This window comes from Acidovorax sp. GW821-FHT10E03 (genome assembly GCF_059415205.1).
In genome coordinates this window covers 440,613-465,297 of the sequence record NZ_JBWKMU010000001.1, presented here as the reverse complement: position 1 = coordinate 465,297, position 24,685 = coordinate 440,613, and the positions used below count along the sequence as shown (strand labels likewise).

The window sequence follows — 24,685 nt, the reverse complement described above, 5'->3', positions numbered from 1 at the left end:
TAGTAATTTAGAAATGGACGCCGCCCTGGCCCTGATCGCCCTGGTTGCCGCGCTGGCCGCCCGGCCCTGGCGGCTGCTGGCCAGCCGAAAGCCCCTGGCGCATGAGGCAGGGCACGGCGCCCCCGCCCCGCTGTGGACGCCGCTGCTGGCCACGCTCGTCCTGCTGCCCTGGGTCTGGGCCCTGCCCACGCTGCACCAGATGCCGCTGCAACTGCAGTGGTCGGGCGCGTGCCTGGTGCTGCTCATGCTGGGTTGGCCGCTGGCCGTGCCGACGCTGCTGGCGGTGGGCGCCATCGCTGCGTGGGTCTCGCCCGGCCTGGGCGGATGGGATGCGCTGGGCATCGCCGTGTGGCAGGGCGTGGTGCCCGCCACGCTGGCGCTGCTGCTGGGCGTGGCGCTGCGCCGCCTGGCGGGGGCCCGATCGCTCGCGGGCGTGCGCGCCTTCGTCTATGTGCTGGGCCGGGGGTTTCTGGGCACTGCGCTGTGCCTGTTCGTGGCGGGCACCCTGTCGCAATGGAGCGGCCACACGCTGCCCGGTGTGGGCGACCAGCTCTCGCTCGTGGCGCGCTGGCTGATGGCCTGGGGCGACGCGGTGGTCACCGGCATGCTGTGCGCGGTGTTCGTGGCGTTCAAGCCCGAATGGCTGGCCACCTGGTCGGACGATCTGTACCTGCATCAGAAAAAGGGCTGAAACGCTTTTTCATTCAGCGCAGGCAGCTATCAAAAAAAGAGCAAACGTGCGCTTCGAGGGGCCTCTTCCTGGCGTGCTGGGAGGTCTGGTGCAGGAATTGCTTGAGAACGGAACACGCGGTATACCTGCGAAAAGGCGATGCCCACCCGCGCCCGCGGGGGCTCGCCTGGCGTGCTGTCCGTCCACCCTTGGGAGCTGTTCCATGCAATTTCGACGTCTTGCCCCGGCCCTGGCCTGTACCGTTCTTTCGCTGTATTGCGCAGCCTCTGCCTGGGCCCAGGGCACCTACCCCGACCGCCCCGTCAAGGTCATCGTGGCGCTTCCCGCGGGCGGCAGCGCCGACATGATCGCGCGCGTGGTCACGCAGAAGATGGCGGCCGAGCTGGGCCAGCCCTTCGTGGTGGACAACAAGGCCGGCGCATCCGGGCAGATCGGCACGCCGCTGGTCTCGCGCGCCGCGCCCGATGGCTACACGCTGATGGTCTCGCCGGCGTCCTTCCTCACCACCAACAAGAGCATCTTCAAGACCCTGCCCTACGACCCCGAAGCCGACTTCGTGCCCGTCACCAAGTTCGTGAACCAGCCCATGGTGCTGGTGGTCAAGGACAAGCAGAAATTCCCCACCGTGGCCGCCGTGCTGGCCGCCGCCAAGGCCGCGCCGGGCAAGCTGACCTACGCCTCGTCGGGCGACGGCAGCCCGCAGCACCTGGCGGGGCTGATGTTCACCACCCGCACCAAAACCGACCTGCTGCACGTGCCCTACAAGGGCGGCGCCCCGGCCATCAACGACGCCCTGGCCGGCACGGTGGACATGCTGTTCGCCGTGCTGCCCGAGGCGCTGCCGCACATCCAGTCGGGCAAGCTGCATGCGCTGGGCCTGATGGCTTCGCAGCGCACCGCCACCCTGCCGCAGACGCCCACCATGGCCGAAGCGGGCGCGCCGGAGATGAACCTCTCGGCCTGGGTGGGCCTGCTGGCACCGGCCAAGACGCCCCAGCCCGTCATCGACCGGCTGCAGCGCGCCGCGCACGCCGCCCTGGCCGACCCTGACACCAAGGCCAAGCTCGCCGCCAGCGGCATGGAAGTGGCGCCGGGCACCGGCCAGCAGCTCAAGGACGCGATCACGCAGGAGATCAAGGTCCATGCCGAGCTGGTGAAGGCGGCGGGGCTGGTGCCGCAGTAAGCCGCCGCCCTGGCGGACCTCCCGCCCCGCAAGGCCTGCACCATCCCCGAAGAATCTACCTACTCCCATGGATCTGGCACTCTGCGGGCCTGCCGGGCTTCGGCAACCCCGTCAGCGCGGTGGGGCGGTCAGGGCTCGCGCAGCAACCGGGCATAGCGCCACAGCCCCCAGGCCACGCCCACGGCCAGGCCGATGGCCACGCTCCAGCCCACCGGGACACCGACTGCGAAGGCCAGCAGCAGCATCAGGCCCGCACTCACCAGCGAGATCAGCACCAGCGTCACGAAGTCGAAGTGCGCCACCGCCAGCGTGTCCTCGGCCACGCTGCGCTCCCGGCTTCCGCGCCTGTCGCGCTGGGACCGGAACAGCAGCACGTCGACCACGAACTCGAAAAAGCCAACAACAATATCGACCAGGAAACTGAACATCGGAATGCTCCGTGCTTGCAGGGGCTGCCATCGTAGCGCCGGGCACCGCCGGCAAAGGCCCCACTCCGGGCCGGTGAATCAAGGCGCCAGCGCCACACCGGGTGAGCGTGGCGGGGCAACGGCATCCGCCCGCTGCTTCGGCGAGAATCAGCACCCCGACGATCTTCCCACCCCCTTGCGTGCCTTCTGCCTGCCCGTGGCCTCCATCCCCATGAAGGGCTTCATCCTCACGCGCCACTGGCGGGACACACCGGCGGGCACCGAGATCGAGTACTGGCTGGCGACGGATGCCGGGCCGCTGAAGGTGCTTCTGACCGGCCAGACCTCGGTGGCCTTCGTCGAGGCGCGGCACCGAGGCACGGTGGACGCGCAGCTCCTGGCCCTGCCGGGTGTGGAACTGCGCGGGCTTGAGCTCAGGAGCTTTCAGCAAGAGCCCGTGATCGGGGTCTACGCCAGGCACTATCGCCAGCTGGGGCGCCTGGCGCGCTCGCTGCAGCAGCTGGGCATCTCCCTGCTCGAAGCCGATGTGCGCCCGCACGAGCGCTACCTGATGGAACGCTTCATCACCGCCGGTGTGCAAGTGGAAGGCGGGCGCACCGAGAACGGCGCCCGCGTGGACTGCAGGCTGGCGCCCGCGCCCGGCTACCGGCCCGCGCTGAAAGTCGTGTCGCTGGACATCGAGACCAGCCAGCACCAGGCGCTGTACTCCATCGCGCTCGACGGCATGGCCGAGCGCGTGGTGTACATGCTGGGCGAGCCGCCCTCCGCACCCACGGAGCCCCCGGGCTTTGCGCTCATCTACTGCCCCACCCGCCAGGCCATGATCGAGCAGCTCAACGACTGGTTCGAGCGCAACGACCCGGACGTGGTCATCGGCTGGAACGTGATCCAGTTCGACCTGCATGTGCTGCAAAAGACCGCCGACGAGTGCGCCACGCCGCTGCTGCCGGGCCGCGAGCGCCGGCCCATTGCCTGGCGCACGCACCCGGGCAAGCAGGGCTACCTCTTCGCGCCCATGCCCGGGCGGGTGGTCATCGACGGCATCGAGGCGCTGCGTGCGGCCGTGTGGAGCTTTGCGTCGTTCAGCCTCGAAAACGTCTCGCAGCAGCTGCTGGGCGAGGGCAAGGAGATCGGGGACGAGTACGACAAGATGGCCGAGATCGAGCGGCGCTACCAGCACGACAAGCCCGCGCTGGCCACCTACAACATCCGCGACTGCGAGCTGGTGCTGCGCATCTTCGACAAGGCCCGGCTGCTGCAGTTCGTGATGGAGCGGGCCCACACCACCGGCCTGCAGATGGACCACTTCGGCGGCTCCATCGCCGCGTTCAGCCACCACTACCTGCCGCGCATGCACCGCCTGGGGTACGTGGCCCCGAATGTGGGCGAGATCCAGGGCAAGTCCTCGCCCGGCGGCTACGTGATGGACTCCCGGCCCGGCTTCTACGACTCCGTGGTGGTGCTGGACTACAAGAGCCTGTACCCCTCGATCATCCGCACCTTCCTCGTCGACCCGGTGGGGTATGTGGAGGGCCTGCACGCCAGCGATGCGGCGCCGCTGATCCGGGGCCCGCTGGGCACGCGCTTCTCGCGCGACAGGCACTGCCTGCCGGAGATCGTCACCACCCTCTGGCGCGCGCGCGACGAGGCCAAGCGCGCGAAGAACGAGCCCCTGTCCCAGGCGCTGAAGCTGGTGATGAACTCGTTCGCCGGCGTGCTCGGTGCGTCGGAATGCCGCTTCTTCAACCCGCAGGTGATCTCGGCGATCACCCTGCGCGGCCATGCGATGGTGAAAGCCACCCGCGACTTCGTGGAGCAGCGCGGCTACGAGGCCATCTACGGCGATACCGACTCCATCTTCATCTGGCTCAGGCGCACCCACACCAACGCCGAGGCGCACGCCGTGGCCGCGGGGCTGGTCAAGGACATCAACGCCTGGTGGACGCGCACCCTGCGCGAGGAGCAGGGCCTTGAGAACTACCTCGAGATCGAGTTCGACACGCACTACAGGAAGTTCTTCATGCCCACCATCCGCGGATCGGACGTGGGCAGCAAGAAGCGCTACGCCGGCCTGAGCGTGGACGTGGAGGGCAAGGAGGAGATGGTCTACCGCGGCCTGGAGATGGCCCGCAGCGACTGGACGCCCCTGGCCCGGCAGTTCCAGGAAGGGCTGCTCTCGCGCGTGTTCCAGGGCATGCCCTACCGGGACTTCGTGGCCGGCTACGCGCAGGCCACCCTGGCCGGCGGCAAGGACGACCTGCTCGTCTACCGCAAGCGCCTGCGCCACCGCCTGGACGCCTACGTGGCCAACGTCCCGCCACAGGTGCGTGCCGCCCGCATGGCCGACGAATACAACGCCCGCAGGGGCCGGCCCCAGCAGTACCAGAGCGGCGGCTGGATCCGCTACGTCATGACCCGCAACGGGCCGGAGCCGCTGGAGGCGCGCCGTTCCCCCATCGACTACGGGCACTACCTCACCAAGCAGATCCAGCCGATCGCGGACGCCATCCTGCAGCCGCTGGGCGAGAGTTTCTCCCACCTGACCTCGGCCCAGCAGGACCTGTTCTAGCGCCAGCCACCTGGCTCGGCAAGGCGGGCCCAGGGCAAGGCACAAACCGCCGGGCGCACCGCTGCTACCGGCGCGGTGCGGTTGCGGTGCAGGTGAAGACGCTCATCTCAGGCCCGCTTCCACGCCGCATGGAAGCCGAACGGCACCACCTGCGGCAGGTGCAGCGTGGCCAGGCAGTGCATGCTGGCCGGGTCGACCACGCCGATCACCGTGCCGGTGTCGTCCTCGGCCAGCGTGGGCACCAGCAGCACGCCGTCGTCCTCGGCGCTGGAGCCGGGGCGGTCCACGAACAGGGGTTCCATCTGCACGGCGGCCTCGCGCTGCCAGATGCCGGCGATGCGGCCGCCGTCCAGGTCCAGCTTCACGGTACGGTCGAACATGGGCGCCTTGCCTTCGGGGTCGAAGCCCGCGAACCAGGCGTGGCGGGACTGCTTCCGGCCCCAGTAGGCGCCATGCACGGCGGGCAGCTCCACGCTGGCGCCTTCCACCAGCGTCCGGGGCTGCGCATCGCTGCGGCCGGGCTCCAGCCGGTAGCGCTGCACGCGGTGCTGCACGCCCACCGGCACCCCGGCGCGCAGGCGCTCCAGACGCAGGGCGCTGAAGATCTCGGGGCCATCGGTGGTGCACAGGTCCAGCACCAGCACGGGTGCGCCACGGCCGTCGGGGCTGGGCTCGTCCCAGGCCTGCACGGCATGAAAACCGGTCATCGCCGGCACGGCCCAGCTGCGCACGCTGCCGTCGATGAGCGAGATGGCGTCGATGCGCGAGCCCAGGGACTGGTTCCACGCAAAGCTGTCGATGAAACCCCTGCCCGACAGCGCCAGCTTGATCGCGTTGAGCCGCATGGCCGGCTGCCACACGATGGCATGGGTGGGCGTCATCGCAAACGCATGCAGGTAGCCGGCCTGGCGCACGGACCAGCGCGCCAGCACCTCGCGCCGCCGACTGCCCTGGACGATCTTGAACAGCTTGTAGGTGCACTGGGGGCCCACCTCCAGCCCCACGTTCCAGTAGGCGCCCTGCGCGTCCGTCATGCCATGGGCCGACATCACGTGGATCACCTCGGCATCGTCGTACACGATGCGCCCCGTGGTGGCCAGCGTGTCGGGATCGAAGCTGGTGAGCAGCGGCGTCTCGGTCTGCGCCACCCATTGCGAGCCGATGCGCGCCATCACCACCGCCCCGTTGTCCGTCACCTTGGGGTGGCGCAGGTGGCGCAAGCGCGTGAAGAAGCCCGCCGGGTCCGGCGTGCCAAAGGCCGCACGCGCCGGCTTGCGCGCCGCCAGGCTTTCGCGCAGGTCGTCGGTCTGCAGGTAGCGGCTGCGGTAGGTGGCACTGGCCCCGCCCATGTCCCCCGGGGCCAGCCGCACCCGATGCAGCATGGCCAGGCCATCGAACCAGTGTTCGTAGCTGCCGTGCGGCAGGTCCCACAGCGCCGGGCCGTTGAGCAGCAGGCTGCCGCCGATGAGCCATGGGGGAATCTGGCCGCGGATCTCGACCGGGGCGTCGGACATTTCGCGGGCGATGGATTGGAGGCCGCGCAGGCGGCCCAGGGGGCTGGATGGCGCTGGTGCTGCGGACTGGGCGAGGGTCATGGGCTTCTGGTCGAAATGGCTGTTCAGGCGTCTTGGCACGGGTGTGCGTCCATCATGTCCCAAACCGGGCCAAGGCTGCAGTGGAAATTTACCCAGGGAACTCGCACATGCCGCCCCTACCCGGCAGCCCGCCCCCGCACCTGCCCCCTGACCCCCCAGTTGTTCTCCAGCCCCACGTTCACCGCCTTCCCGCCATCCTCGAATTTCAGCGTGATGACGGTGACCTCCCCATCGGCCACCGAGCGCGAGATGAGCTGGAAGCTCTGCGCATCGAGCCAGTGGCCCTTGATGGCGACGACCCTGTCGGGGCCCTGCGGGGCGGTGCGGTACAGGCCGTCCAGGCCCAGGGGGCCGGCCACGGGCTCGCGCGGCAGCTCCGGGCGGCCGGGATCGAACGTGACTTCATAGCGCGGGTTGGCGGGGGTCAGGTCCAGCACCAGGCGCTGGATGCCCAGGGGGTTGCGCTCCAGCACCCAGGCCTTGCGCGAGACGGTGGCGGCCAGCTCGGGGGTGGTGGCCGGGCTGGTGCTGGGCTTTTCCACCCCGGCGTCGCGGATGCGCGCGGCCAGCTGCTCCTGCGCGGCGCTGTCGGCGGGCAGCGGCTCGTGCGAGCGGGCCGCCGCAATGATCTGGTCGAGGAACGGAGGCAGCGGGTAGTTGCGCCGGCCCGTGACCGCCACGACCACGTCCAGGTCGGGCAGCACCACGATGAGCTGGCGGTTGAAGCCGGCCGTGAAGTAGGCGCGCCTGGACGGGATGCTCCACCAGCCGTTGGCGTACCTGAAGGCAGGCGCGGCGCTGCCGAAACCCATGTCCACCACCGGATTGAAGACCTGCTCCACCCAGGCGGCGGGCAGCAGCTGGCGGCCGTTCCACTGGCCCCGGCGCAGGTAGAGGTACCCGATGCGCGCCATGTCGCGCGGGTGCAGGTACAGGCCCCAGCCGCCCATTTCGATGCCCTGCGGGTCCTTGCGCCAGCGCACGTCGGTGATGCCCAGGGGGCCGAACAGGCGCTTTTGCGCATAGGCCAGGGTGCTGCCGCCGGTCTTGTGCGCGAGGATGGCCGAGAGCAGGTGGGTGTTGCCGCTGTTGTAGTTGAAGCCCGCTCCAGGCGCCTGGGCCATGGGCCGGTCAAGCACGAAGCCCTGCCAGTCGCGCGCGCGGGCCAGCTGCAGCATGGTCTCGGGCACGGCGTCGCTCAGCGGCTCGATCCAGTGCAGGCCCGAGGTCATGTCCAGCAGGTGGCCCAGGGTCATGGCCTTCTTGGCGGCATCGGCGCTGGCGACCTGGCGGCCTTCGAAGAAGTCGAGCACGGGCACGTCGCGCGAGGCGATCAGCCCGTCCTGGATGGCCATGCCGGTGAGCGTGGCGACGATGCCCTTGGTGGTGGAGTTGACGGCGTGCTGGAGCCCCTCGCGGTAGGGGGCGTAGAAGGCTTCGGCCACGAGGGTGCCGTGGCGCGTGACGAGCAGGCTGTCCATGCCCTGCGCGGCGCCGTAGCCGATGAGCCTGGCCAGCGCCGCGGAGTCCATGCCCTGGGCCTCGGGCGTGCTTTCGGCCCAGTCGTCGCCCGGCCATGGGGCCACGGCGGGGGCGGCCTGTGGTGCGGGCGCCGCGGCATCTTGCGCGGCCGCCACCGCGAAGGGTGCGGCGGCACCGGCCAGCAGCACGGCCGTGGCCTGCCTGCGGTTGATCGGTGCGGCGCCGGCCTGCCCAGCCGCCCTGCGTCCCCTGTGCATCGCCATCGCCTGCCTCCCTCCGTTGCATGTTGTGCGGGAATCATATGCGCCCGGCCGTGCGCGCTCCGGCCCGCTGTGCGGGGACCGTTGCCGTTTTTCCACGCCGGCATCGCCAGCAGGCGCCGGGCCGATGCGGCCCTGCGCGCCTCCGCCCGAGCCCCGGGGCGCGGGCGATACCATTGCGGGTTCCGATCTCCGCATTTGCCAAGAGCGCCCCGCCATGAAAAACGCCACCGAATTCGCCCCCGGCCTTGTTGTCCAGGGCATCGAACCCCCGTTGTCCCTGTCCGCCTACAAACTCATCGCGTTCGACATGGACTCCACCCTCATCAACATCGAGTGCGTGGACGAGATCGCCGATGCCGCCGGCCGCAAGGCCGAGGTGGCCGCCATCACCGAAGCCGCCATGCAGGGCATCATCACCGACTACAAGGAAAGCCTGCGCCAGCGCGTGGCCCTGCTCAAAGGCGTGACGGTGCAGCACATGGAGCAGGTGTTCACCGAGCGCCTGCGCTTCAACCCCGGCGCCCAGGAGCTGATCACCGCCGCCAAGGCCGCGGGCCTGACCACGCTGCTGGTCTCGGGCGGCTTCACCTTCTTTGCCGACCGTGTGAAGGCCGGGCTGGGCATCGACTTCGCCCGCTCCAACATGCTGGAGGTGGACAACGGCCAGCTCACCGGCCGCATGGTGGACCAGGCCTGGGGCGACATCTGCGACGGCGCGGAAAAGCGCCGCACGCTGCTGGAAGTGGCCTCGCTCATGGGCATTGCGCCATCCCAGGCCATCGCCGTGGGCGACGGCGCCAACGACCTGCCCATGATGGATGCCGCGGGCCTGTCGGTGGCCTACCACGCCAAGCCCGCCGTGCGCGCGCAGGCCAAGGTGGCCATCAACCAGGGCGGGCTGGACCGCCTGCTGGAAGTGCTGCGCTGATCCACAGTCCTTCGCCCGCGCATCGCCCCGCCATGCTCCGGTCCTTCTTCGCCCGCGCATGGTTCTCACTGCGCACTGGCTGGAAGCAGCACCTGGCCACCCTCGCGCTGGCGTGGATCGCCGTCGTGGCGGTGGACACCTGGCGCACGCGCGATCTGCCCCGGGGGCCCGCGCCCGATGCATTGCTGGTGATGGCATCCAACCCCACCGGCGCCACCACCACCCCGCCCGCCGGCACCACCCTGGCGCAATGGCGCGCGCAGCACCCCGGCCAGGCCGTGGCCGTGCATTTCTGGGCCGAATGGTGTGCGGTCTGCAATCTGGAAGAGCCCGGCATCGCCAGCCTGTCCACCGACTGGCCCCTGCTGGGCGTGGCCATGCAATCGGGCAATGCCGATCGGGTCGCGCAGGTGCAGCGCCAGCGCGGCATGGCCTGGCCCACGGCGGTGGACCCGCAGGGCACGCTCTCGCGCAGCTGGGGCGTGCGCGCCGTGCCTGCACTGGTGGTCATCGACGCCCAGGGCCAGGTGCGGTTCGCCACCTCGGGCTATACGCCGCAATGGGCGATGCGCCTGCGCCTGTGGTGGGCGCAGACCATGCCGCAGTGGAATGCCATGCTCCCGAAATAATAGCTACCAGCGCTTGAAGAATAAGCGCTAGCGGCCATTTTCATTCATATCCCTGGCGTGGCGAGCCCCTTGCCGCACCGGTCCGTCTGGCGCAGATCTTCAAGACCTGCCGCCCCTGCCTTTGCACACTGGCCTCCATACCACCACCGGAGGCCCGCATGCACATCACCCTGAACCAGCAACACCAGCCCGTGCCGCCCGGCTGGGAGGACGAACCCCTGCTCTGGCTGCTGCGCGAGCCGCTGGGCCTGGTCGGCACCCGCTTTGGCTGCGGCGTGGGCCAATGTGGCGCCTGCACGGTGCTCGTTGACGGGGTGGCGCAGCGCGCCTGCCTGCACACCGCACGCGGGCTGCAGGGGCGCGCCATCACCACCGTCGAAGGGCTGGCTGCGGGCGACGGCACGCTGCACCCCGTGCAACAGGCCTGGCTGGACCTGCGCGTGCCCCAGTGCGGCTACTGCCAGAGCGGCCAGATCATGGGCGCGGTGGCCCTGCTGCGCGCCACGCCCCGGCCCACCGATGCGCAGATCGACGCCGCCATGTCGGCCCACCTGTGCCGCTGCGGCACCCAGCACCGGGTGCGGGCGGCCATCCACCAGGCCGCCCAGGGCACCGCGCCATGAAGCGCCGCCAGTTTCTGGCCACCGCTGGCGCCGGGGCGCTCACGGTCACGCTGGCGGGCTGCTCGCTGGTGCCGGTGATCCCCCAGCGCCCCACCTCCACCGCCGATGACGCCCTGGGCTGGATACGCCACGAAGGCGGCCGCTACACGCTGTGGCTGCCCAGCACCGAGATGGGCCAGCAGATCAGCGCCGCGCTGCAGGGCCTGGCGGCCCAGGAGCTGGGCGTGCCGCCCGCGCAGGTGCACCTGCGGCTGCCCGCCACCACCGACATCGCCCGCATGCGCGCCACCGTGGGCAGCGCCAGCGTGCAGGACTTCGCCCTGCCGCTGGCACGCGCCTGCGCCACCCTGCGCGAGGCGCTGGCCCAGGGGCAGACCACGGGCACGCTCGGCGCGCGCGACATCCCTGCCAGCGCCCTGCGCAGCCTGCAGCCGCGCGCAGGCGCCCGGCCGCCCGCCGCCCCGGCCCCCGGCCAGCTGCACGCCATCGTCACGGGCCAGCCCCTGTTCGCGGGCGACACGCGCCTGCCCGGGCTGCTGTACGGACGCGTGCTGCGCGCACCGGCGTCGGCCGAGCTGACCTCGCACCCCCGGTCCTTCGACGAGGCCGCCGCGCGCGCCGACCCCGCCTGCGTGGCCGTGCTGCAAAGCCCCCGCCTGCGGCAGATGGGCAGCCGGGGCCTGGGCATCGTGGCGCGCACGCCCGCCGCGCTCGACCGCATCGAGGCCACGCTGGCCGTGCAGTGGGAGGTGGATGGCGCCTTCGGGCAGCCGGCCATCGACGAGCGCATCGACATCGACCAGCACCTGCGCCGTGGCCGCCTGCAGCATGCCGTGCGCCAGGACGACGTGCCCGGGGACACCCTGTGGACGCTGGACCTGCGCATGGACATCCCGCTGGCCGCCCACGCTCCCATCGAGCCCCGCAGCGCCACCGCGCAGTGGATGCCGCAGGAAGGCGAAGGCCCCGCGCTGCGCGTCTGGGCCGGGACGCAGGACATGTTCTACATCCGCGACGTGCTCGCCCGCCAGCTCGGCCTGGAGGCGGGGCGCATCGCGGTGCAGGCCTGCCGCGTGGGTGGCGGCTTTGGCGGGCGCACGCTGTGCACGGTGGAGCTGGAAGCCGCCGTGCTCGCCCAGGCGGCGGGCGCGCCGGTCAAGGTGCAATGGAGCCGCGCGCAGGAATTTGCCCAGGGCTTCCAGCGCCCGCCGTCGAGCCACCGCATCCGCGCCCGCGTGCACCAGGGGCGCCTGACCCACTGGTGGCATGCCTTCGCCAGCAGCCACATCCTGTTCACGCCCGCCGCCATGCCGGTGTGGATGCAACGCCTGGCCGACCTGGCGGGCGACAGCGGCGTGGCGCGCGGCGCGCAGTTGCCGTATGGCGTGCCCCGGCAGCGCATCGAATTCACCGCCGCCCGGCTGCCCGTGCACACGGGCCCCTGGCGCGGCCTGGGCGCGGGGCCCAACACCCTGGCCGTGGAAAGCGCCATGGACGAATGCGCGCGCATCGCGGGGGCCGACCCGCTGGACTGGCGCCTGCGCCACACCTCGGACACGCGCCTCGGCGCCGTGCTGGCGCAAGCCGCCAGCCACGCGCGCTGGGGCGAACGCCCCCGCAGCGACGCCACCACGCTGCGCGGCCGCGGCATCGCGGGCGGTATCTACAAGGGCGTGAGCTACGCCGCCGCCGTGGCCGATGTGGAGGTGCACCGGGGCACGGGCGAGGTGCGCGTGACCGCGATCTGGTGCGCCCACGACTGCGGCCTCGTCCTGCAGCCCGATGGCGTGCGCGCCCAGACCGAGGGCAACCTCGTCTGGTGCCTGGGCATGGTGCTGCTGGAGCAAGTCCCCGTGGCGCGTTCGGGCGTGGCGGCGGCCACCTTCGCCGACTACCCGCTGCCGCGCATGGGCGACGTGCCGCCGCTGCACGTGCACCTGGTGGACAGCCGCGAGCCCCCGACGGGCGCCGGCGAGACCGCCATGGTCGCGGGGGCGGGGGCCATCGCCAACGCGCTGCGCGACGCCACCGGCGTGCGGTTCACCCGCCTGCCCGTGCGCCGCGCGGACGTGCAACACGCGCTGGCCCCGCGCTAGGCCGCGCGGGCACAATCCGGCCCCATGCAAGACTTCGCCAGCGCCGCCATGGTCCGCCTGCTGGTGCGCGCCATGCACGCGCACGGCCTGGCGCCGCCGCCCGCGCCCCATGGCCTGCACGGCGGTCCCCAGGGCAGCCGCGTGCCCCTGGCCTGCAAGCGCGCGGTGGTGGAAGCCATCCTGCGGCAGGGCGGGCCCGCGATGCTGCTGCGGCTGGCCCAGCGGGTGGACCTGCTGCAAGGCGACCCCGTGCACCGGGCCCTGATGGGCGCCGCCGACATGGCCGCCCTGCTCGCCCGCTGGCAGCGCCTGGAGCGCTACGTCCACTCCCGCCATCAGGTCAGCGTGCAGGCCCTGGGCCCAGGGCGCCTGCAACTGCGCCATCATGCACGCGCTGGTGTGGCCCAGCCGCCCCTGCCCACCGAAAGCCTCGCCGTGCTGGGTGTGCTGCTGGGCGCCGGAAAGGCCCTGGGCGTGCGCGCACTGGGGGTGGAGATGGCTGCGTCCCGCCTGCGATGGGATGCCGATGACCGGCGGGGAGGGGGACTGGACGGGGACCTGGACGGACGGCTCGCGCAACTCATGGCGCACGGCAAGGTGGACCAGTGGGTGCTGCACTGGCAAGCCAGCGGCGCACGCGCCCCCGAGGCACCACCGCCGAGTGCCGCCACCGGCCTGTGCGACCCCCTGCCCTGGCCGCCCCTCGCGCATGCGCTTGCCCGCCATGTGCTGCAAGACCCCGCCGCCCCGCACACCGTGGATGCGCTGGCGCGCCAGGCGGGGCTCGCGCGCCGCAGCCTGCAAAGGGCCTTGTCAGGCACCGGCCTGAGCTGCCGCAGCATCGTGGCGGAGGCCCGGGCCCGCGCCGCCGCGCAGTGGCTGCTGCAGGAGCGCCACGGCCTGGCGGAGATCGGTTTTGCCTGCGGCTTCGCGGACCAGCCGCATTTCACGCGCGAATTCGCGCGCCATGTGGGCCTGACCCCCGCCCGCTACCGGCAGGCGTTCGGGGAGCCGGGGTAACCCACCTCGATGACTATGTTTTTAATAGCACCTTGCGCTTGACAGTAAAGCGCCACAGCCCTTTTTCGTTCAGAATTCAATCCCCATCCGGCGCGGCCCGCCGCGCGGCCCCGTTGCGCGGCACAGCCACGGTGGGCAGGGCGCCGAAGCCCAGGGCGGCGGCCTGTGGCGCCATCAGATCCTCCAGCGTCACGCCATCGAGCACCGCCAGGTAGGCCTGCATGGCCTGCCACAGCACGCCCTTGAGGCGGCAATGGCTGCTCAGGCGGCACTGGTTGGTGGCGGGGTCGAAACACTCCACCAGATTGAAATCCGTCTCGGTGGCCCGCACCACCGCGCCAATGTTGATGGTGCCCGCAGGCCGCATCAGCCGCATGCCGCCTCCCCGGCCGCGCGTCGTCTCCAGCAACCCCTGGGCGGACAGCTGCTGCACGATCTTCATCAGGTGGCTGCGCGAGATGCCGTAGCCCTGCGCCACCTCGGTGATGGTCACCGGCTGCTGGCGGCCTTCGGTGGCGGCGCAGTACATGAGCACCCGCAGCGTGTAGTCGGTCCATTGGGTCAGGCGCATGGGATTTGCCCCAGGTCAATTAAAAGATGCATCTACCGAGAATTTTATTGGATAAAATATTCACATCAAATGAATCTTTAAAGGATCGCCATGAACGCCCGCGTTGATCACCTGCAAACCGCCCACCCCGCACACGCGCCCCTCGGCGCGGATCAGCAGATCGGCCAGATTGCCGTGCAGCTGCCCGGCGCCACAGCGGTGTTCCGGCGGCTCAAGCTCGACTTCTGCTGCGGCGGGCAGGTCAGCCTGGCCCATGCCGCCGCCGAGAAGGGGCTGGACGCCCATGCCGTCCTGGCGGAACTGGCGGCCCTGCAGCGCAGCGACGCCTTGCCCGAAGCCGCCTCGCCCGGCGCGCTCATCGACCACATCCTGGCGCGCTACCATGAGGTGCACCGCGCCCAGTTGCCCGAACTGATCCGCATGGCCCGCCGCGTGGAAGCCGTGCACCGCGACAACCCCATGGTGCCTGCCGGGCTGGCCGACCTGCTGGAAGACATGCACGGTGAACTGCTTTCGCACATGGCCAAGGAAGAACAGGTGCTGTTTCCGATGCTCAAGGCCGGGGGCAACCCCTTCGTGGGCCAGCCCATCGGCATGATGCGTGCCGAGCACGTGGACCATGGCGCCGCGCTGGACAAACTCAACGCCCTGACCAACGACGCCACGCCCCCCCAGGGCGCCTGCAACACCTGGCGCGCCCTGTATGCGGGCATCGCCCAGCTGGGTGACGACCTCGTCAACCACATCCACCTCGAAAACAACGTGCTGTTCCCGCCGTTCGAGGCAGGTGCGGCGGCCCCCTCGCAGGGTTGCGGTTCGTCGGGCTGCGGGTGCAGCTGAGCGGGAGCCGCACGGCCATGAGCGATCCGGCAGCCACGCCCCCCGGGAAGGCCTCGGCACCCAGCGTGCAGAGCATCACGCAACTGGTGCATGGCTTTTACGCCGATGTGCGGGCCGACCCGCTCCTGGGGCCCGTTTTCGACAAGGCACTGCACGGCCAGTGGGAGAACCACCTGCAGCGGCTTGTCGATTTCTGGAGCACGGTGGCGCTGGGCACGCGCAGCTTCCGCGGCGATGTCTTCGGCAAGCACATGGCGCTGGACGGCGTCACGCCAGCCCACTTCGCCGCCTGGGTAAGGCTGTGGCAGCACCACACCGAGCGCCTGTTCACGCCCGAGGTGGCGGACAGCCTGCAGGTGGCGGCGCATGGCATCGCGCGCAACCTGTTCCGGGGTTATTTCGGCAGCGACCCGGCCTTTGTGCCGCCGCGCGAAGACGACGGGCACGGCCCACGGCGGGCCGGCGGCTGACCCCGCGCGCGGGGCGATGGTCGGTGTTGCGGGTGCCCCGCGAACCCGGCCTTACTTGCCCTTGGTACCGGGCGTAAAGAACAGGGCCACGCCCACCGCGATCAGCGCGACCGGCCACCATACCCGCAGCAACTCGCGCAGGCTGATGCTGATCAGCCCCAGATTGGTCAGCAGAAAAAACACGCCCAGCACGACCAGGACGATCGCCGCAATATTGCCCTTCATGTGCATTCCCTCGGAGTTGTTGGCAGGTAGTGGCCTGATTATGGCGGCGTCCCATGGACCCGCGCCAGGGCATGCAGTGGCCGGGTCATCCGCAGGTCGCCGGCCCGGGAATCAGCGGCCTTGGCCCCGGCGCAACGGTTTGAGCAGGTCCGACAGGCCGTTGTGGTCAATCTCGTGCATCAGCGCCAGCAGCTGCCCCAGCTCGCCTTTGGGGAAACCCTCGCGCGCGAACCAGTTCAGGTAGTTGCCCGGCAGATCGGCCAGCACCGTTCCCTTGTACTTGCCATAGGGCATCTCCAGGGTGACCAGGCGCTGCAGTTTTTCGGGATCCATCGTGGTGCGGTGCCTTCTTTTCGTTTCAGGGGGCCTCAGCCTCCCGCGCGCTTGACCTTGTGGCCCAGCTTCTGGAGGGCGACCATCACGCGCTCCACATGGTCACCCTGCACTTCGATCACACCGTCCTTCACCGTCCCGCCGCTGCCGCAGGCGGCCTTGAGCTGCTTGCCCAGCTGCTCCAAAGCGGCACCGTCCACGAGCACGCCCTTGACCAGCGTCACGGCCTTGCCGCCGCGCCCCTTGGTTTCGCGCGACACGCGCACGATGCCGTCCCCCGTGGGCAAGGGTTTGTTCTGCTGGCAGGTGCACTGCGCCACGGGCTGGCGGCAGCCCGGGCACATGCGGCCGGAGTCGGTGGAATACACCAGGCCGCCCAGGTCGGCAAACGACTTCATGGCTTTTTACCTTCCACCTCTTGCTGCAGCATGTGGAAGTTGAGCAACCGCGTGGCCAGCAGCGTCTCGGTCAGGAAACACACCAGCGCCAGCAAGAACGACGCGACTCCCGCCAGGAAGCCCGCCACCGCCAGCCGGTTGGACTGAAAGTTGGTGGTCTCGCCCAGGAACAGCAGGATGATGGTGGTGCCGATCAGGAACGCGCAGAACGTGAGCAGCCCGATGCACCCGTTGGCCAGCCGCCCGCGCAGCCGCAGGTCTGCCAGCTCGCTGTAGGCGCGGGCCAGAAACTCGGGCTCGGTGTTGGCACGGGCGCGGTCTTCCACCACGCGGGCCCGGTCGATGATGCGGGCCAGCCGGCCCGCGACGGCGCCGATCATGCCGGACACGGCCGTGAGCAAAAACACGGGCGCCACCGCCAGCTGGATGCCGTGGGTGATGGCGGAGGAATCAAGGGTAAGGGCCATGGTGCGGGGAAAGACAAGGGAAAAACCGGCGAACCGCCGGTGCCTGATTATCAGGGCGGTGGCCACCCACGAGGCCCGCCGCCAAGCCCGGCACGCCAGCGCGCCGAGGCGGCGCACGGGCCCCAAGGGCAACTGCGGCGACAATCCCCCCATCTTTCCTCGTTCGCGCTGTCGTGCGTCCGCTTTCAACGCCGCTCCAGCGCTGCCTCCATGCCCTTTGCCTCCCTCGGTCTGTCCCCTGCCCTTGTCCACGCTGCCGAAAAGGCGGGTTTCGTGGCGCCCACGCCCATCCAGGCGGGAGCCATTCCAGCCGTCCTGCAAGGCGCTGACCTGCTGGGCGCCGCGCAGACGGGTTCGGGCAAGACGGCCGCTTTCGCCCTGCCCCTGCTGCAGCAGCTGCAACTGGGCGCCACCGGCGGCCCGCGCAGGGTGCGCGCCCTGGTGCTGGTGCCCACGCGCGAGCTGGCCGCCCAGGTGGGCGAGGTGCTGCGCAGCCTGGCCCAGCACCTGCAGCAGCCGCTGAAGATCGCCATCGTGTTCGGCGGCGTGTCGATCAACCCGCAGATGCTGGGGCTGCGCGGCGGCGCCGACATCGTGGTGGCCACGCCGGGCCGCCTGCTGGACCTGGTGGAGCACAACGCGCTGCGGCTGTCCGCCGTGGCGCACCTGGTGCTCGACGAGGCCGACCGCCTGCTGGACCTGGGCTTCGCCGAAGAGCTGGCGCGCGTGCTGGCCCTGCTGCCCGCCCAGCGGCAGAACCTGTTCTTTTCAGCCACCTTTCCCGCCGCCGTGCAGGCGCTGGCCGACGGCCTGCTGAAAAACCCGGTGCGCGTGGAGGTGCCCCACACCCCGGGCAACGAGCCCGCCATCGAGCAGCGCGCCATCGCGGTGGATGCTGCCCGCCGCACCCAGCTGCTGCGGCACCTGGTCAAGGAGCACGGCTGGCCGCGCGTGCTGGTGTTCGTGGCCACGCAGTACGCGGCCGAGCATGTGGCCGAAAAGCTGTACAAGGCCGGCATTTTCGCCAGCCCCTTTCACGGCGGCCTGAGCCAGGGCGCGCGCAAGCAGGTGCTGCAGGAGTTCAAGGACGAACGCTGGCAGGTGGTGGTGACCACCGACCTGGCCGCGCGCGGCATCGACATCGCGCAGCTGCCGGCCGTGGTGAACTACGACCTGCCCCGCTCGGCCGTGGACTATGTGCACCGCATCGGCCGCACGGGCCGCGCGGGCGAGAGCGGTGTGGCCGTGAGCTTCGTGACGGCCGATGCCGAAGCGCACTTCCGGCTCATCGAAAAACGCCAGCACCTGAGCCTGCCGCGCGAGCAGATTGCGGGCTTTGAGCCCACCGAGGCCGAGGCCCCCGCGCCGGCCTCGGCCGCCGACCCCCAGGGCACCGGCGGCTTCAAGGGAAAGCGGCCCAGCAAGAAGGACAAGCTGCGCGCTGCGGCGGCCGCAGACAAAAAAGGCTCCTAGAAGGAGCCTGTCGAACACCCGCGGGGGCTCCTGGCCGCCCGCTCGCCACGGCCCGGGGTCAAGCCCCTTCGCCGGCCTCGTCCATTCCGCCGCCGTCCTGGCCGGACGGGGCCCCGGGCTCGCCCTCGGGCCGGGGCGTGCGCTTGCCGGGCCTGGCGACGATCTCCACATGGAACTGCGGGCCGCCTTCTGCCGCCACTTCGTTGATGAGCCCGGTCAAGGCCGACAGGTGCGCCACGGCGGCGTCTTCCCTGGTCCGGCCGAACTGGCAGTCAAAGTCCCAGAAGTCAGCGCCTTCGGGCAGCTCGCGGCGCCGTTCGCGCTTGATGTACTTGCGGATTTCGTGCTTGACGGCATCCAGAACGCGGTCGCGGTTCTTGCCTTCAACATGGAGTTGGAAAGTTTTTCTCATGGGCGATGGTACCGCCTGTGACAAACATCGATTCCCACCGGCCCACCCCGGTGCCACAATGGGGCATTACCTTTTGTTACGTCACGCCGATGTTCAACGACCTCCGTCTGCTGCAACTGCTGCCAGCGGCTGTACTGGTCACCCAGGGGGGCATCATCCGCTTTGCCAACGCCGCCGGCCTGGATCTCCTGGAGGCACCGGGCCCGGACAGCCTCATCGGCAGGCCCTCGGACGACTTCGTGCATCCCATGGACCGCGTGCGCTCCAACCACCGTGTCCAGCAGGTCACCGTGCCCGAGCAGGGAGGACGGCCCAACAAGCCGTCGGAGTTCCGCATCCGCACGCTGCGGGGCAACCTGCGCATGGTGCTGATCAGCAGCGTGGCGGTGGAGTGGCAGGGCGCCCCCGCCGTGCTGATGTGCGGCCTGGACATGACGCACCAGAGCGAGATCGAGGACCAGCTGCGCGAAAGCGAACAGAACTTCCGCCGCCTGTTCGAGAACATGCAGGACGTGTACTACCGCACGGACGCCAAGGGTGTCGTGCAGCACGTGGGCCCGGGCGTGCGGCGCGTGCTGGGCTATGAGCCCCACGAGATCGAGGGTCGCACCGCCGAGTCGTACTACCCGCACAGCTCCGACCGCGACGCGTTCAAGGCCGCCATCGTGGAAAAAGGCGAGGTGTCGGACTTTCCCGGCCAGATGGTGCGGCGCGACGGGCAGGTGATCGACATCTCCATCAGCAGCCACGCGCTGTACGACCATGCGGGCAACTTCGCGGGCGTGGAGGGCATCTACCGCGACGTGACGCAGCGCAAGAACCTGGAGCGCGAGCTGCAGCGCCTGGCCACCACCGACATGCTGACGGGGATGGCCAACCGCCGCGCGTTCCTGGAATGCGCCGAATCGGTGTACGCGCGCTCGCGCAGCAACGGCGAGCCGCTCGCGCTGCTCATGCTGGACCTGGACCACTTCAAGTCCATCAACGACCGCTTTGGCCACCTGGAGGGCGACCGCGCGCTCGTGGCGTTTGCCCAGGCCGTCAAGAGCCAGCTGCGCGCCAGCGACACGGTGGGCCGGCTGGGGGGCGAGGAGTTTGGCGTGCTGCTGCCGCTGACCGCGCTGGCCGAGGGCATGGAAGTGGCCATGCGCATTCTCCAGAGCATCCGCGCGCTGCGTCTGGCCGACGAGGCGGGCCACGGCTATGGCATCACCGCCAGCCTGGGGCTGGGCGCCTTCCGGCAAAGCGACCGCAGCCTGCGCGACATGCTGGACCGTACCGACCAGGCGCTGTACCTGGCCAAGCACCAGGGGCGCAACCAGATCGCGTCCCTCGACGTGGCCGCCCCGCAAGAGCCGCCACCGGCCCCGCGCTGAGAAGGCGCACCGGGGCAGCGCCCGCCTCCCGGTGCTTCACAGGCGCAGCCGCTCCTGCTGCAGGTTCCACAGGCAGGCGGCGCTTTTCAGCAGCATCTCCATCGCCATCTCCGAACCACTGCTGGACAGCTCCAGGCCGTCGATGACCATGGCCAGCTGCGAAATGGAGTCCTCGGGGCTCGAAGCGCCTCCCGTGCGCGCCACCTCGGCAATGGCAATCAGTACATCGGTCCTGTTCATGGAAAGGGCTCCGTCCTAGCGCGGCACCGTGGCCAGGCGCTTGTGCGCCGCCTGGGGCCGTGGCGGTGCCGCCAGAAGCTGCCGCGCACCGCCCGATGGTTGCGGCGCCGTCCCGTCCACCGCCGCGGCGGCGCCGTCGGGGGCCAGGCGGAACTGGTGGATCACTTCCAGCAGCCGCCGCACCTGGTGCTTCATGCCCGTGGACGCCGACGAGCTGTCATCCACCAGCGCCGCATTTTTCTGCGTCGCGGCGTCAAGCTGGCGCACGGCTTCACCGATCTGCGCGATGCCCCGGGACTGCTCCTGGCCGGCGTCCCGGATCTCGCTGATGAGCTCCACCACCTGATCGACATGCCACACCGTATTGGCCACGCGCTCGCCCGCCTGGCCGACCAGCGCCGAGCCCCGCTCGACCCCATCCACGCTCGCCGTGATCAGCCCCCGGATTTCGCGCGCCGCCGTGCTGCTGCGCTGCGACAGCCCCCGCACTTCCCCGGCCACGACGGCGAAGCCCCGCCCCTGCTCCCCCGCGCGGGCGGCCTCGACGGCCGCATTGAGGGCCAGCAGGTTGGTCTGGAACGCGATGTCGTCGATCACCTTGATGATGTCCGTGATCTTTTGCGACTGGACATGGATCTCCTGCATGGTGGCGATGACATTGCGCATCACGCTGCCGCCTTCGTTCGCGACCTTGCTGGCCTCCTGCGCCAGGTGGGTGGCGCGGTGGGCGTTGTCGGTGTTGTGCTGCACCGTGATGGTGAGCTGCTCCATGGAGGCAGCCGTCTCCTGCAGATTGGAGGCCTGCGTCTCCGTGCGGCGGGCCAGGTCTTCGGTGCCCCCCGCGATCAGCACGGCCTCCTGCGCCACCGACTCGGTGCTCTCGCGCACATCGGTGATGACGCGCACCAGCTGCTGGTTCATCTCGCGCAGCGCCCCCAGAAGCTCCGCCGTCTCGTCGGCACCGCGCACCTCGATCTGCGCGCTCAGGTCGCCTCCGGCCACCGTCCGCGCCAACGCCACGGCCTGCCGCAGCGGATGCGAGATCGACCGGGTGATGACCCATGCCATCGCCGTGCCCGCCAGCAGCGCCAGCACGGTGGCCGCCAGCATCCACACATGGATGGTTTCGCTCATCTGCCGGGCCGCACCGAACTCCGCGTCCGCCAGGCTGATCTGCAACGCCACCAGCTGTTCCACGGCATCCTGCACCTTCGCGGCCTGGGGCCGGATCTGGCTGATGTAGAGCTCGGAGCCATCGTCGTACTTGCCCGCCACCAGCGCCGCGGCCGCGGGAATCAGCCCCTTGTCCAGGTACGCGGCATTGGCCTGCGCGAAGGCCCGGGCCAGCGCCTGCTCCTGCTCGCCGAGGGGTTTGGCGGTGTAGGACTTCCACAGGGCCCGGATCCGCTCCACGTTCGCGGACAGCGCCGCATGGCTTGCCTGCAGATTGCTGGTGCCGGGGTCCATCAGCATGTCCATCACGAGCACGCGGTTGCGCTGGGTCAGGTGGCTGATCTCGGCCAGCACGCCCATGGGCACCGTGCGGTCCCCATACAGCGCCGCGCTGCGCTCCGTCAGGCGCTTGGCGCCACTGATGCCGCCAGCCGCCAGCGCGGAGATCAGCAGCAGAAGCACTGCAAATGCCAGGGCCAGCCTGGTGCCAATTTTCATTTTCTGAAGCATCTGGAATCCTCTTGAATGGCCACCGGAGACGACCTCGGGCACCCAGAAGATACTAATTGTTTCAAATGACAGAACCGTGACCAATCGATAATCCAAGCCGAAAGGGAAGTATTGACACATCCTCCACCGAAGAACAGGGCAATTCGAACACGGATATTCATGCCCCCCCTATAATCCGCCGAATCCCCGCCACATCCGGCAGCCAACCGGGAATTCGATGCAAGGCACGGGTACGCTTGATGCCACTGGGGTCATTCAATAAATTATCATGATGACCATTCTTGGATATTTCCGATTATCTCCACGCATTATTCACCGCTGCATTTTCTCTCTGCAAAAATAAAAACACTTCCACGCGCAGGCAAAATAGACCCCATGGAAATCGAATTCAAGTTCTGCATTCCTCCCGAGCGCCTGGCGGCCGTGCAGGCGGCCGCGCGCCGGGGCCCGTGCGCGTCCATCCGCATGGAGGCCCGCTACTTCGACACGCCCGATGGCGCGCTGGCGGCCCGCGGCATCGCGCTGCGGCTGCGCCGCGAAGGCGACCTGTGGGTGCAGACCGTCAAGGCCCTGGGTGACGGCCCCCTGGACCGGGAGGAGCACAACGTGGACCGGGGCCCGGCCCACGCCGCGGGCCCCGCCCCCGAGCCCCACCCCGCACTGCATGCCGGCACCCTGGCGGGCACCCGGCTGCTGCACGCGCTGCAGGGCGCCAGCGGCCCCCTGGCCGAAACCTATGGCACCGCCATGGACCGCGTGACGCGGGACATCGCCTTCAAGGGCGGCGTGGTGGAGCTGGCCCTGGACACCGGGCGGGTCATCGCCCACCGTGGCACGCCGCAGCAGAAAGAGGCGCGCATCTGCGAGCTGGAGCTGGAGCTCAAGACCGGGCCGGTATCAGGCCTGGCGGCCATCGCCGCCCGGTGGGCCACACGGCACGGGCTGTTTCTGAGCACGGTGTCCAAGGCGGAGCGCGGCGAGCGGCTGCTGGCCGCGCAATGGGCCCGGCCCGCCACCAAGGCCGCCCCCCTGCGTGCCAGCGGCCAGCGCAAGCATTTTTTGCAGGGGCGCGGCCTGCAGCGCATGGTGGTGGCGCACTGCCTCCAGCAGATCCTGGGCAATGCCAGCGAGATCGTGGAAGGCGGGGGCGACGAGGAACATGTGCACCAGCTGCGCATCGGCATCCGCCGGCTGCGCACGGCCTTGCGCGAGTTGGCGCCGTTGGCCCCCGGCGCGTTCGACCCCGCCTGGGAGCCACCGCTGGTGGAGGTGTTCCAGCGCCTGGGCCAGCTGCGCGACCGGGGCCAGGCGCTGCAGGCCATCGTCGCCGACATGCGCGATGCGGGCGCGCCTGCGCTGGAGGTGCGTGCGGCGGCGGACCAGGCTCCCGCCGCCGCCATCATCGTGCGCACGCCCGCGTTCCAGGCGGCACTCATCGCCCTCATGGCGTTCACGGCCCGGGGCCGCGATGACGCGTCGGCGGGCGGGGACCAAGGCCTGGAGGCCCGGGACACCCGCCGCCTGCTGCAAAAGCGATTGCACCGCCTGCACGCCAGGGTGCGCCAGGGGGCCCAGGGCTTTGCAGCCCTGCCGGTGGATGAGCAACACCGCCTGCGCAAGCGCCTCAAGCGCTTGCGCTATCTCACGGAGTTCGTGGCGCCTGCGCTGGACGCCGAAGGGGAATCTTTCCTCGACAGCCTGCAGCCCGCGCTGGCGGCCCTGGGCCGGCTGAACGATGAACGCGTGGCCAGCGTGCTGTATGGCGACATCGCCGCCACCGACCCGAAGGCCTGGTTTGGCGTGGGCTGGCTGGCTGCGCGGCAGGCACTGACCGTGGCTGCCTGCGACGAGGCCCTGGGCCACATTGCCGAAATGCCCCGCCTGCACAAGACGGGCAAGCGCTGAGAGGCCGGCACGCAGGCGGATGCGCCCGACCTCTGGGCGCGGGCACATCGGGGCTCCAGGGCCCGCACGGCACAATGGGCCCATGACGGCACCACCCCCTCCCCGGCACCCCCACCCGCCTTCGCGCGCCGCCCACCACGCCACCCCCGGCAAAGACCAGATCGCCCTGCTGGAACCCTTCGAGCGCCTGGGCACCGACCGCATCGCCCTCGTCTCCACCCCGGAGCAGGCCGACAAGGCCTGCGATGCCCTGGCGGCGGCCAGCGCGTGGGGGTTCGACACCGAATCCAAGCCCACCTTCGTGCAGGGCGAACAGTCCGACGGGCCGCACATCGTGCAGCTGGCCACGCTCGACACCGCCTGGGTCTTCCAGCTGCACGACCCCGGCTGCCGCGCGCGCGTGGCCGAGCTGCTGGCCCTGCGCGGCGTGACCAAGGCGGGCTTTGGCCTGGGGGACGACACCAAACGCATCCAGCACAAGCTGGGCGTGCAGCCGGCCGATGTGCTGGAACTCAACACCGTGTTCCGCCAGCGCGGCTATCGCAAGGACATGGGTGTGAAGGGCGCGGTGGCCGTGCTGTTCAACCGGCGCTTCGTCAAGTCCAAGAAGGCCGCCACCTCGAACTGGGCCAACGCCCGGCTGACGGAGGCCCAGCTGGTCTACGCGGCCAACGATGCGTGGGCCGCGCTGCGGGTGTTCAACGCACTCGAGAGTTCTGCCGCGCAGCGGGGGACATCGGCCGTCGGCCAGACACTATCAAAACAATAGCTGCCAGCGCTTTCCT

Annotated in this window: 25 protein-coding genes; 14 read left to right on the top strand and 11 right to left on the bottom strand. The window is 70.1% G+C overall.

Translation table 11 applies throughout. The features are described 5' to 3' along the window. Positions 1-13 precede the first annotated feature (13 nt). Together AC07OD_RS02180 and AC07OD_RS02175 are read left to right on the top strand one after the other, a co-directional pair. Complete coding sequence (locus tag AC07OD_RS02180) at positions 14-691, top strand: hypothetical protein (RefSeq protein ID WP_369642226.1); 678 nt, start codon at positions 14-16, stop codon at positions 689-691. Between the two features lie 202 nt (positions 692-893). Next, positions 894-1,874: a Bug family tripartite tricarboxylate transporter substrate binding protein gene (locus tag AC07OD_RS02175; protein WP_218294207.1), complete on the top strand. Its 981-nt coding sequence runs from the start codon at positions 894-896 to the stop codon at positions 1,872-1,874. 128 nt (positions 1,875-2,002) lie between these two features. Here the strand turns inward: AC07OD_RS02175 and AC07OD_RS02170 are convergent, their stop codons facing one another. Further along, positions 2,003-2,302: a hypothetical protein gene (locus AC07OD_RS02170; RefSeq protein WP_218294206.1), complete on the bottom strand. Its 300-nt coding sequence runs from the start codon at positions 2,300-2,302 to the stop codon at positions 2,003-2,005. 211 nt (positions 2,303-2,513) lie between these two features. Here AC07OD_RS02170 and AC07OD_RS02165 point away from each other — a divergent pair, with 211 nt between their 5' ends. After that, complete coding sequence (locus AC07OD_RS02165) at positions 2,514-4,871, top strand: DNA polymerase II (protein WP_494595128.1); 2,358 nt, start codon at positions 2,514-2,516, stop codon at positions 4,869-4,871. 107 nt (positions 4,872-4,978) lie between these two features. On the opposite strand, the gene AC07OD_RS02160 is transcribed toward AC07OD_RS02165, so the two are convergent. Then, positions 4,979-6,505, bottom strand: coding sequence for a carotenoid oxygenase family protein (locus tag AC07OD_RS02160; RefSeq protein ID WP_494594870.1), 1,527 nt, complete (start codon positions 6,503-6,505; stop codon positions 4,979-4,981). Between the two features lie 77 nt (positions 6,506-6,582). Next, on the bottom strand, positions 6,583-8,205 hold the full coding sequence (locus AC07OD_RS02155) for a serine hydrolase domain-containing protein (RefSeq protein WP_494594868.1): 1,623 nt from the start codon (positions 8,203-8,205) through the stop codon (positions 6,583-6,585). Between the two features lie 220 nt (positions 8,206-8,425). Between AC07OD_RS02155 and serB the strand changes: the two genes are divergently transcribed. The 5 genes from serB to AC07OD_RS02130 all read left to right on the top strand — a co-directional run bounded on the left by serB (position 8,426) and on the right by AC07OD_RS02130 (position 13,507). Then, positions 8,426-9,139, top strand: coding sequence for a phosphoserine phosphatase SerB (gene serB, locus AC07OD_RS02150; RefSeq protein WP_494594866.1), 714 nt, complete (start codon positions 8,426-8,428; stop codon positions 9,137-9,139). 32 nt (positions 9,140-9,171) lie between these two features. After that, on the top strand, positions 9,172-9,768 hold the full coding sequence (locus AC07OD_RS02145; protein ID WP_494594864.1) for a redoxin domain-containing protein: 597 nt from the start codon (positions 9,172-9,174) through the stop codon (positions 9,766-9,768). A gap of 158 nt (positions 9,769-9,926) precedes the next feature. Beyond that, entirely contained in the window at positions 9,927-10,391 is a 465-nt protein-coding gene (locus AC07OD_RS02140; RefSeq protein WP_494594862.1) for a (2Fe-2S)-binding protein, read from the top strand. Continuing rightward, entirely contained in the window at positions 10,388-12,487 is a 2,100-nt protein-coding gene (locus tag AC07OD_RS02135; protein ID WP_494594860.1) for a xanthine dehydrogenase family protein molybdopterin-binding subunit, read from the top strand. The genes AC07OD_RS02140 and AC07OD_RS02135 overlap by 4 nt, the downstream gene beginning before the upstream one ends. Before the next feature lie 24 nt (positions 12,488-12,511). Next, positions 12,512-13,507 (top strand): helix-turn-helix transcriptional regulator, encoded by a 996-nt coding sequence (locus tag AC07OD_RS02130; RefSeq protein ID WP_494594858.1) that lies wholly within the window; start codon positions 12,512-12,514, stop codon positions 13,505-13,507. 76 nt (positions 13,508-13,583) lie between these two features. Here the strand turns inward: AC07OD_RS02130 and AC07OD_RS02125 are convergent, their stop codons facing one another. Next, complete coding sequence (locus AC07OD_RS02125) at positions 13,584-14,078, bottom strand: RrF2 family transcriptional regulator (RefSeq protein WP_218340836.1); 495 nt, start codon at positions 14,076-14,078, stop codon at positions 13,584-13,586. A 90-nt stretch (positions 14,079-14,168) separates the two neighbouring features. On the opposite strand from AC07OD_RS02125, the gene ytfE reads away from it, so the two are divergent. Further along, positions 14,169-14,918 (top strand): iron-sulfur cluster repair protein YtfE, encoded by a 750-nt coding sequence (ytfE, locus tag AC07OD_RS02120; RefSeq protein ID WP_492255019.1) that lies wholly within the window; start codon positions 14,169-14,171, stop codon positions 14,916-14,918. Between the two features lie 17 nt (positions 14,919-14,935). Beyond that, positions 14,936-15,388, top strand: coding sequence for a group III truncated hemoglobin (locus tag AC07OD_RS02115; RefSeq protein WP_218340834.1), 453 nt, complete (start codon positions 14,936-14,938; stop codon positions 15,386-15,388). 51 nt (positions 15,389-15,439) lie between these two features. Here AC07OD_RS02115 and AC07OD_RS02110 read toward each other — a convergent pair whose 3' ends face one another. The 4 genes from AC07OD_RS02110 to AC07OD_RS02095 all read right to left on the bottom strand — a co-directional run bounded on the left by AC07OD_RS02110 (position 15,440) and on the right by AC07OD_RS02095 (position 16,811). Then, the gene (locus AC07OD_RS02110; protein ID WP_218294196.1) at positions 15,440-15,613 is read right to left on the bottom strand and encodes a LiaI-LiaF-like domain-containing protein; all 174 of its coding nucleotides are present in this window, start codon (positions 15,611-15,613) and stop codon (positions 15,440-15,442) included. Positions 15,614-15,724: 111 nt separating this feature from the next. Next, positions 15,725-15,946: a DUF3820 family protein gene (locus AC07OD_RS02105; protein WP_492246222.1), complete on the bottom strand. Its 222-nt coding sequence runs from the start codon at positions 15,944-15,946 to the stop codon at positions 15,725-15,727. A gap of 35 nt (positions 15,947-15,981) precedes the next feature. Further along, on the bottom strand, positions 15,982-16,344 hold the full coding sequence (locus AC07OD_RS02100) for a translation initiation factor Sui1 (protein ID WP_218340832.1): 363 nt from the start codon (positions 16,342-16,344) through the stop codon (positions 15,982-15,984). After that, positions 16,341-16,811: a DUF2721 domain-containing protein gene (locus AC07OD_RS02095; protein ID WP_218294192.1), complete on the bottom strand. Its 471-nt coding sequence runs from the start codon at positions 16,809-16,811 to the stop codon at positions 16,341-16,343. The genes AC07OD_RS02100 and AC07OD_RS02095 overlap by 4 nt, the downstream gene beginning before the upstream one ends. Positions 16,812-17,021: 210 nt before the next feature. On the opposite strand from AC07OD_RS02095, the gene AC07OD_RS02090 reads away from it, so the two are divergent. Continuing rightward, positions 17,022-18,284, top strand: a complete 1,263-nt coding sequence (locus tag AC07OD_RS02090) for a DEAD/DEAH box helicase (protein ID WP_494594854.1) — start codon at positions 17,022-17,024, stop codon at positions 18,282-18,284. Positions 18,285-18,342: 58 nt separating this feature from the next. Here AC07OD_RS02090 and AC07OD_RS02085 read toward each other — a convergent pair whose 3' ends face one another. Beyond that, entirely contained in the window at positions 18,343-18,696 is a 354-nt protein-coding gene (locus AC07OD_RS02085) for a DUF6172 family protein (protein ID WP_218294190.1), read from the bottom strand. 89 nt (positions 18,697-18,785) lie between these two features. Here AC07OD_RS02085 and AC07OD_RS02080 point away from each other — a divergent pair, with 89 nt between their 5' ends. Continuing rightward, positions 18,786-20,072 (top strand): sensor domain-containing diguanylate cyclase, encoded by a 1,287-nt coding sequence (locus AC07OD_RS02080; protein WP_494594852.1) that lies wholly within the window; start codon positions 18,786-18,788, stop codon positions 20,070-20,072. 36 nt (positions 20,073-20,108) lie between these two features. Here AC07OD_RS02080 and AC07OD_RS02075 read toward each other — a convergent pair whose 3' ends face one another. Beyond that, positions 20,109-20,312: a hypothetical protein gene (locus tag AC07OD_RS02075; RefSeq protein WP_218294188.1), complete on the bottom strand. Its 204-nt coding sequence runs from the start codon at positions 20,310-20,312 to the stop codon at positions 20,109-20,111. A 15-nt stretch (positions 20,313-20,327) separates the two neighbouring features. Continuing rightward, positions 20,328-21,983 (bottom strand): methyl-accepting chemotaxis protein, encoded by a 1,656-nt coding sequence (locus AC07OD_RS02070; RefSeq protein ID WP_255594564.1) that lies wholly within the window; start codon positions 21,981-21,983, stop codon positions 20,328-20,330. Positions 21,984-22,370: 387 nt separating this feature from the next. Between AC07OD_RS02070 and AC07OD_RS02065 the strand changes: the two genes are divergently transcribed. Both AC07OD_RS02065 and AC07OD_RS02060 read left to right on the top strand, forming a co-directional pair. After that, on the top strand, positions 22,371-23,900 hold the full coding sequence (locus tag AC07OD_RS02065; RefSeq protein ID WP_218294186.1) for a CYTH and CHAD domain-containing protein: 1,530 nt from the start codon (positions 22,371-22,373) through the stop codon (positions 23,898-23,900). Positions 23,901-23,982: 82 nt separating this feature from the next. Beyond that, positions 23,983-24,669, top strand: coding sequence for a 3'-5' exonuclease (locus AC07OD_RS02060; RefSeq protein ID WP_218294185.1), 687 nt, complete (start codon positions 23,983-23,985; stop codon positions 24,667-24,669). The last annotated feature ends 16 nt before the right edge of the window (positions 24,670-24,685 follow it).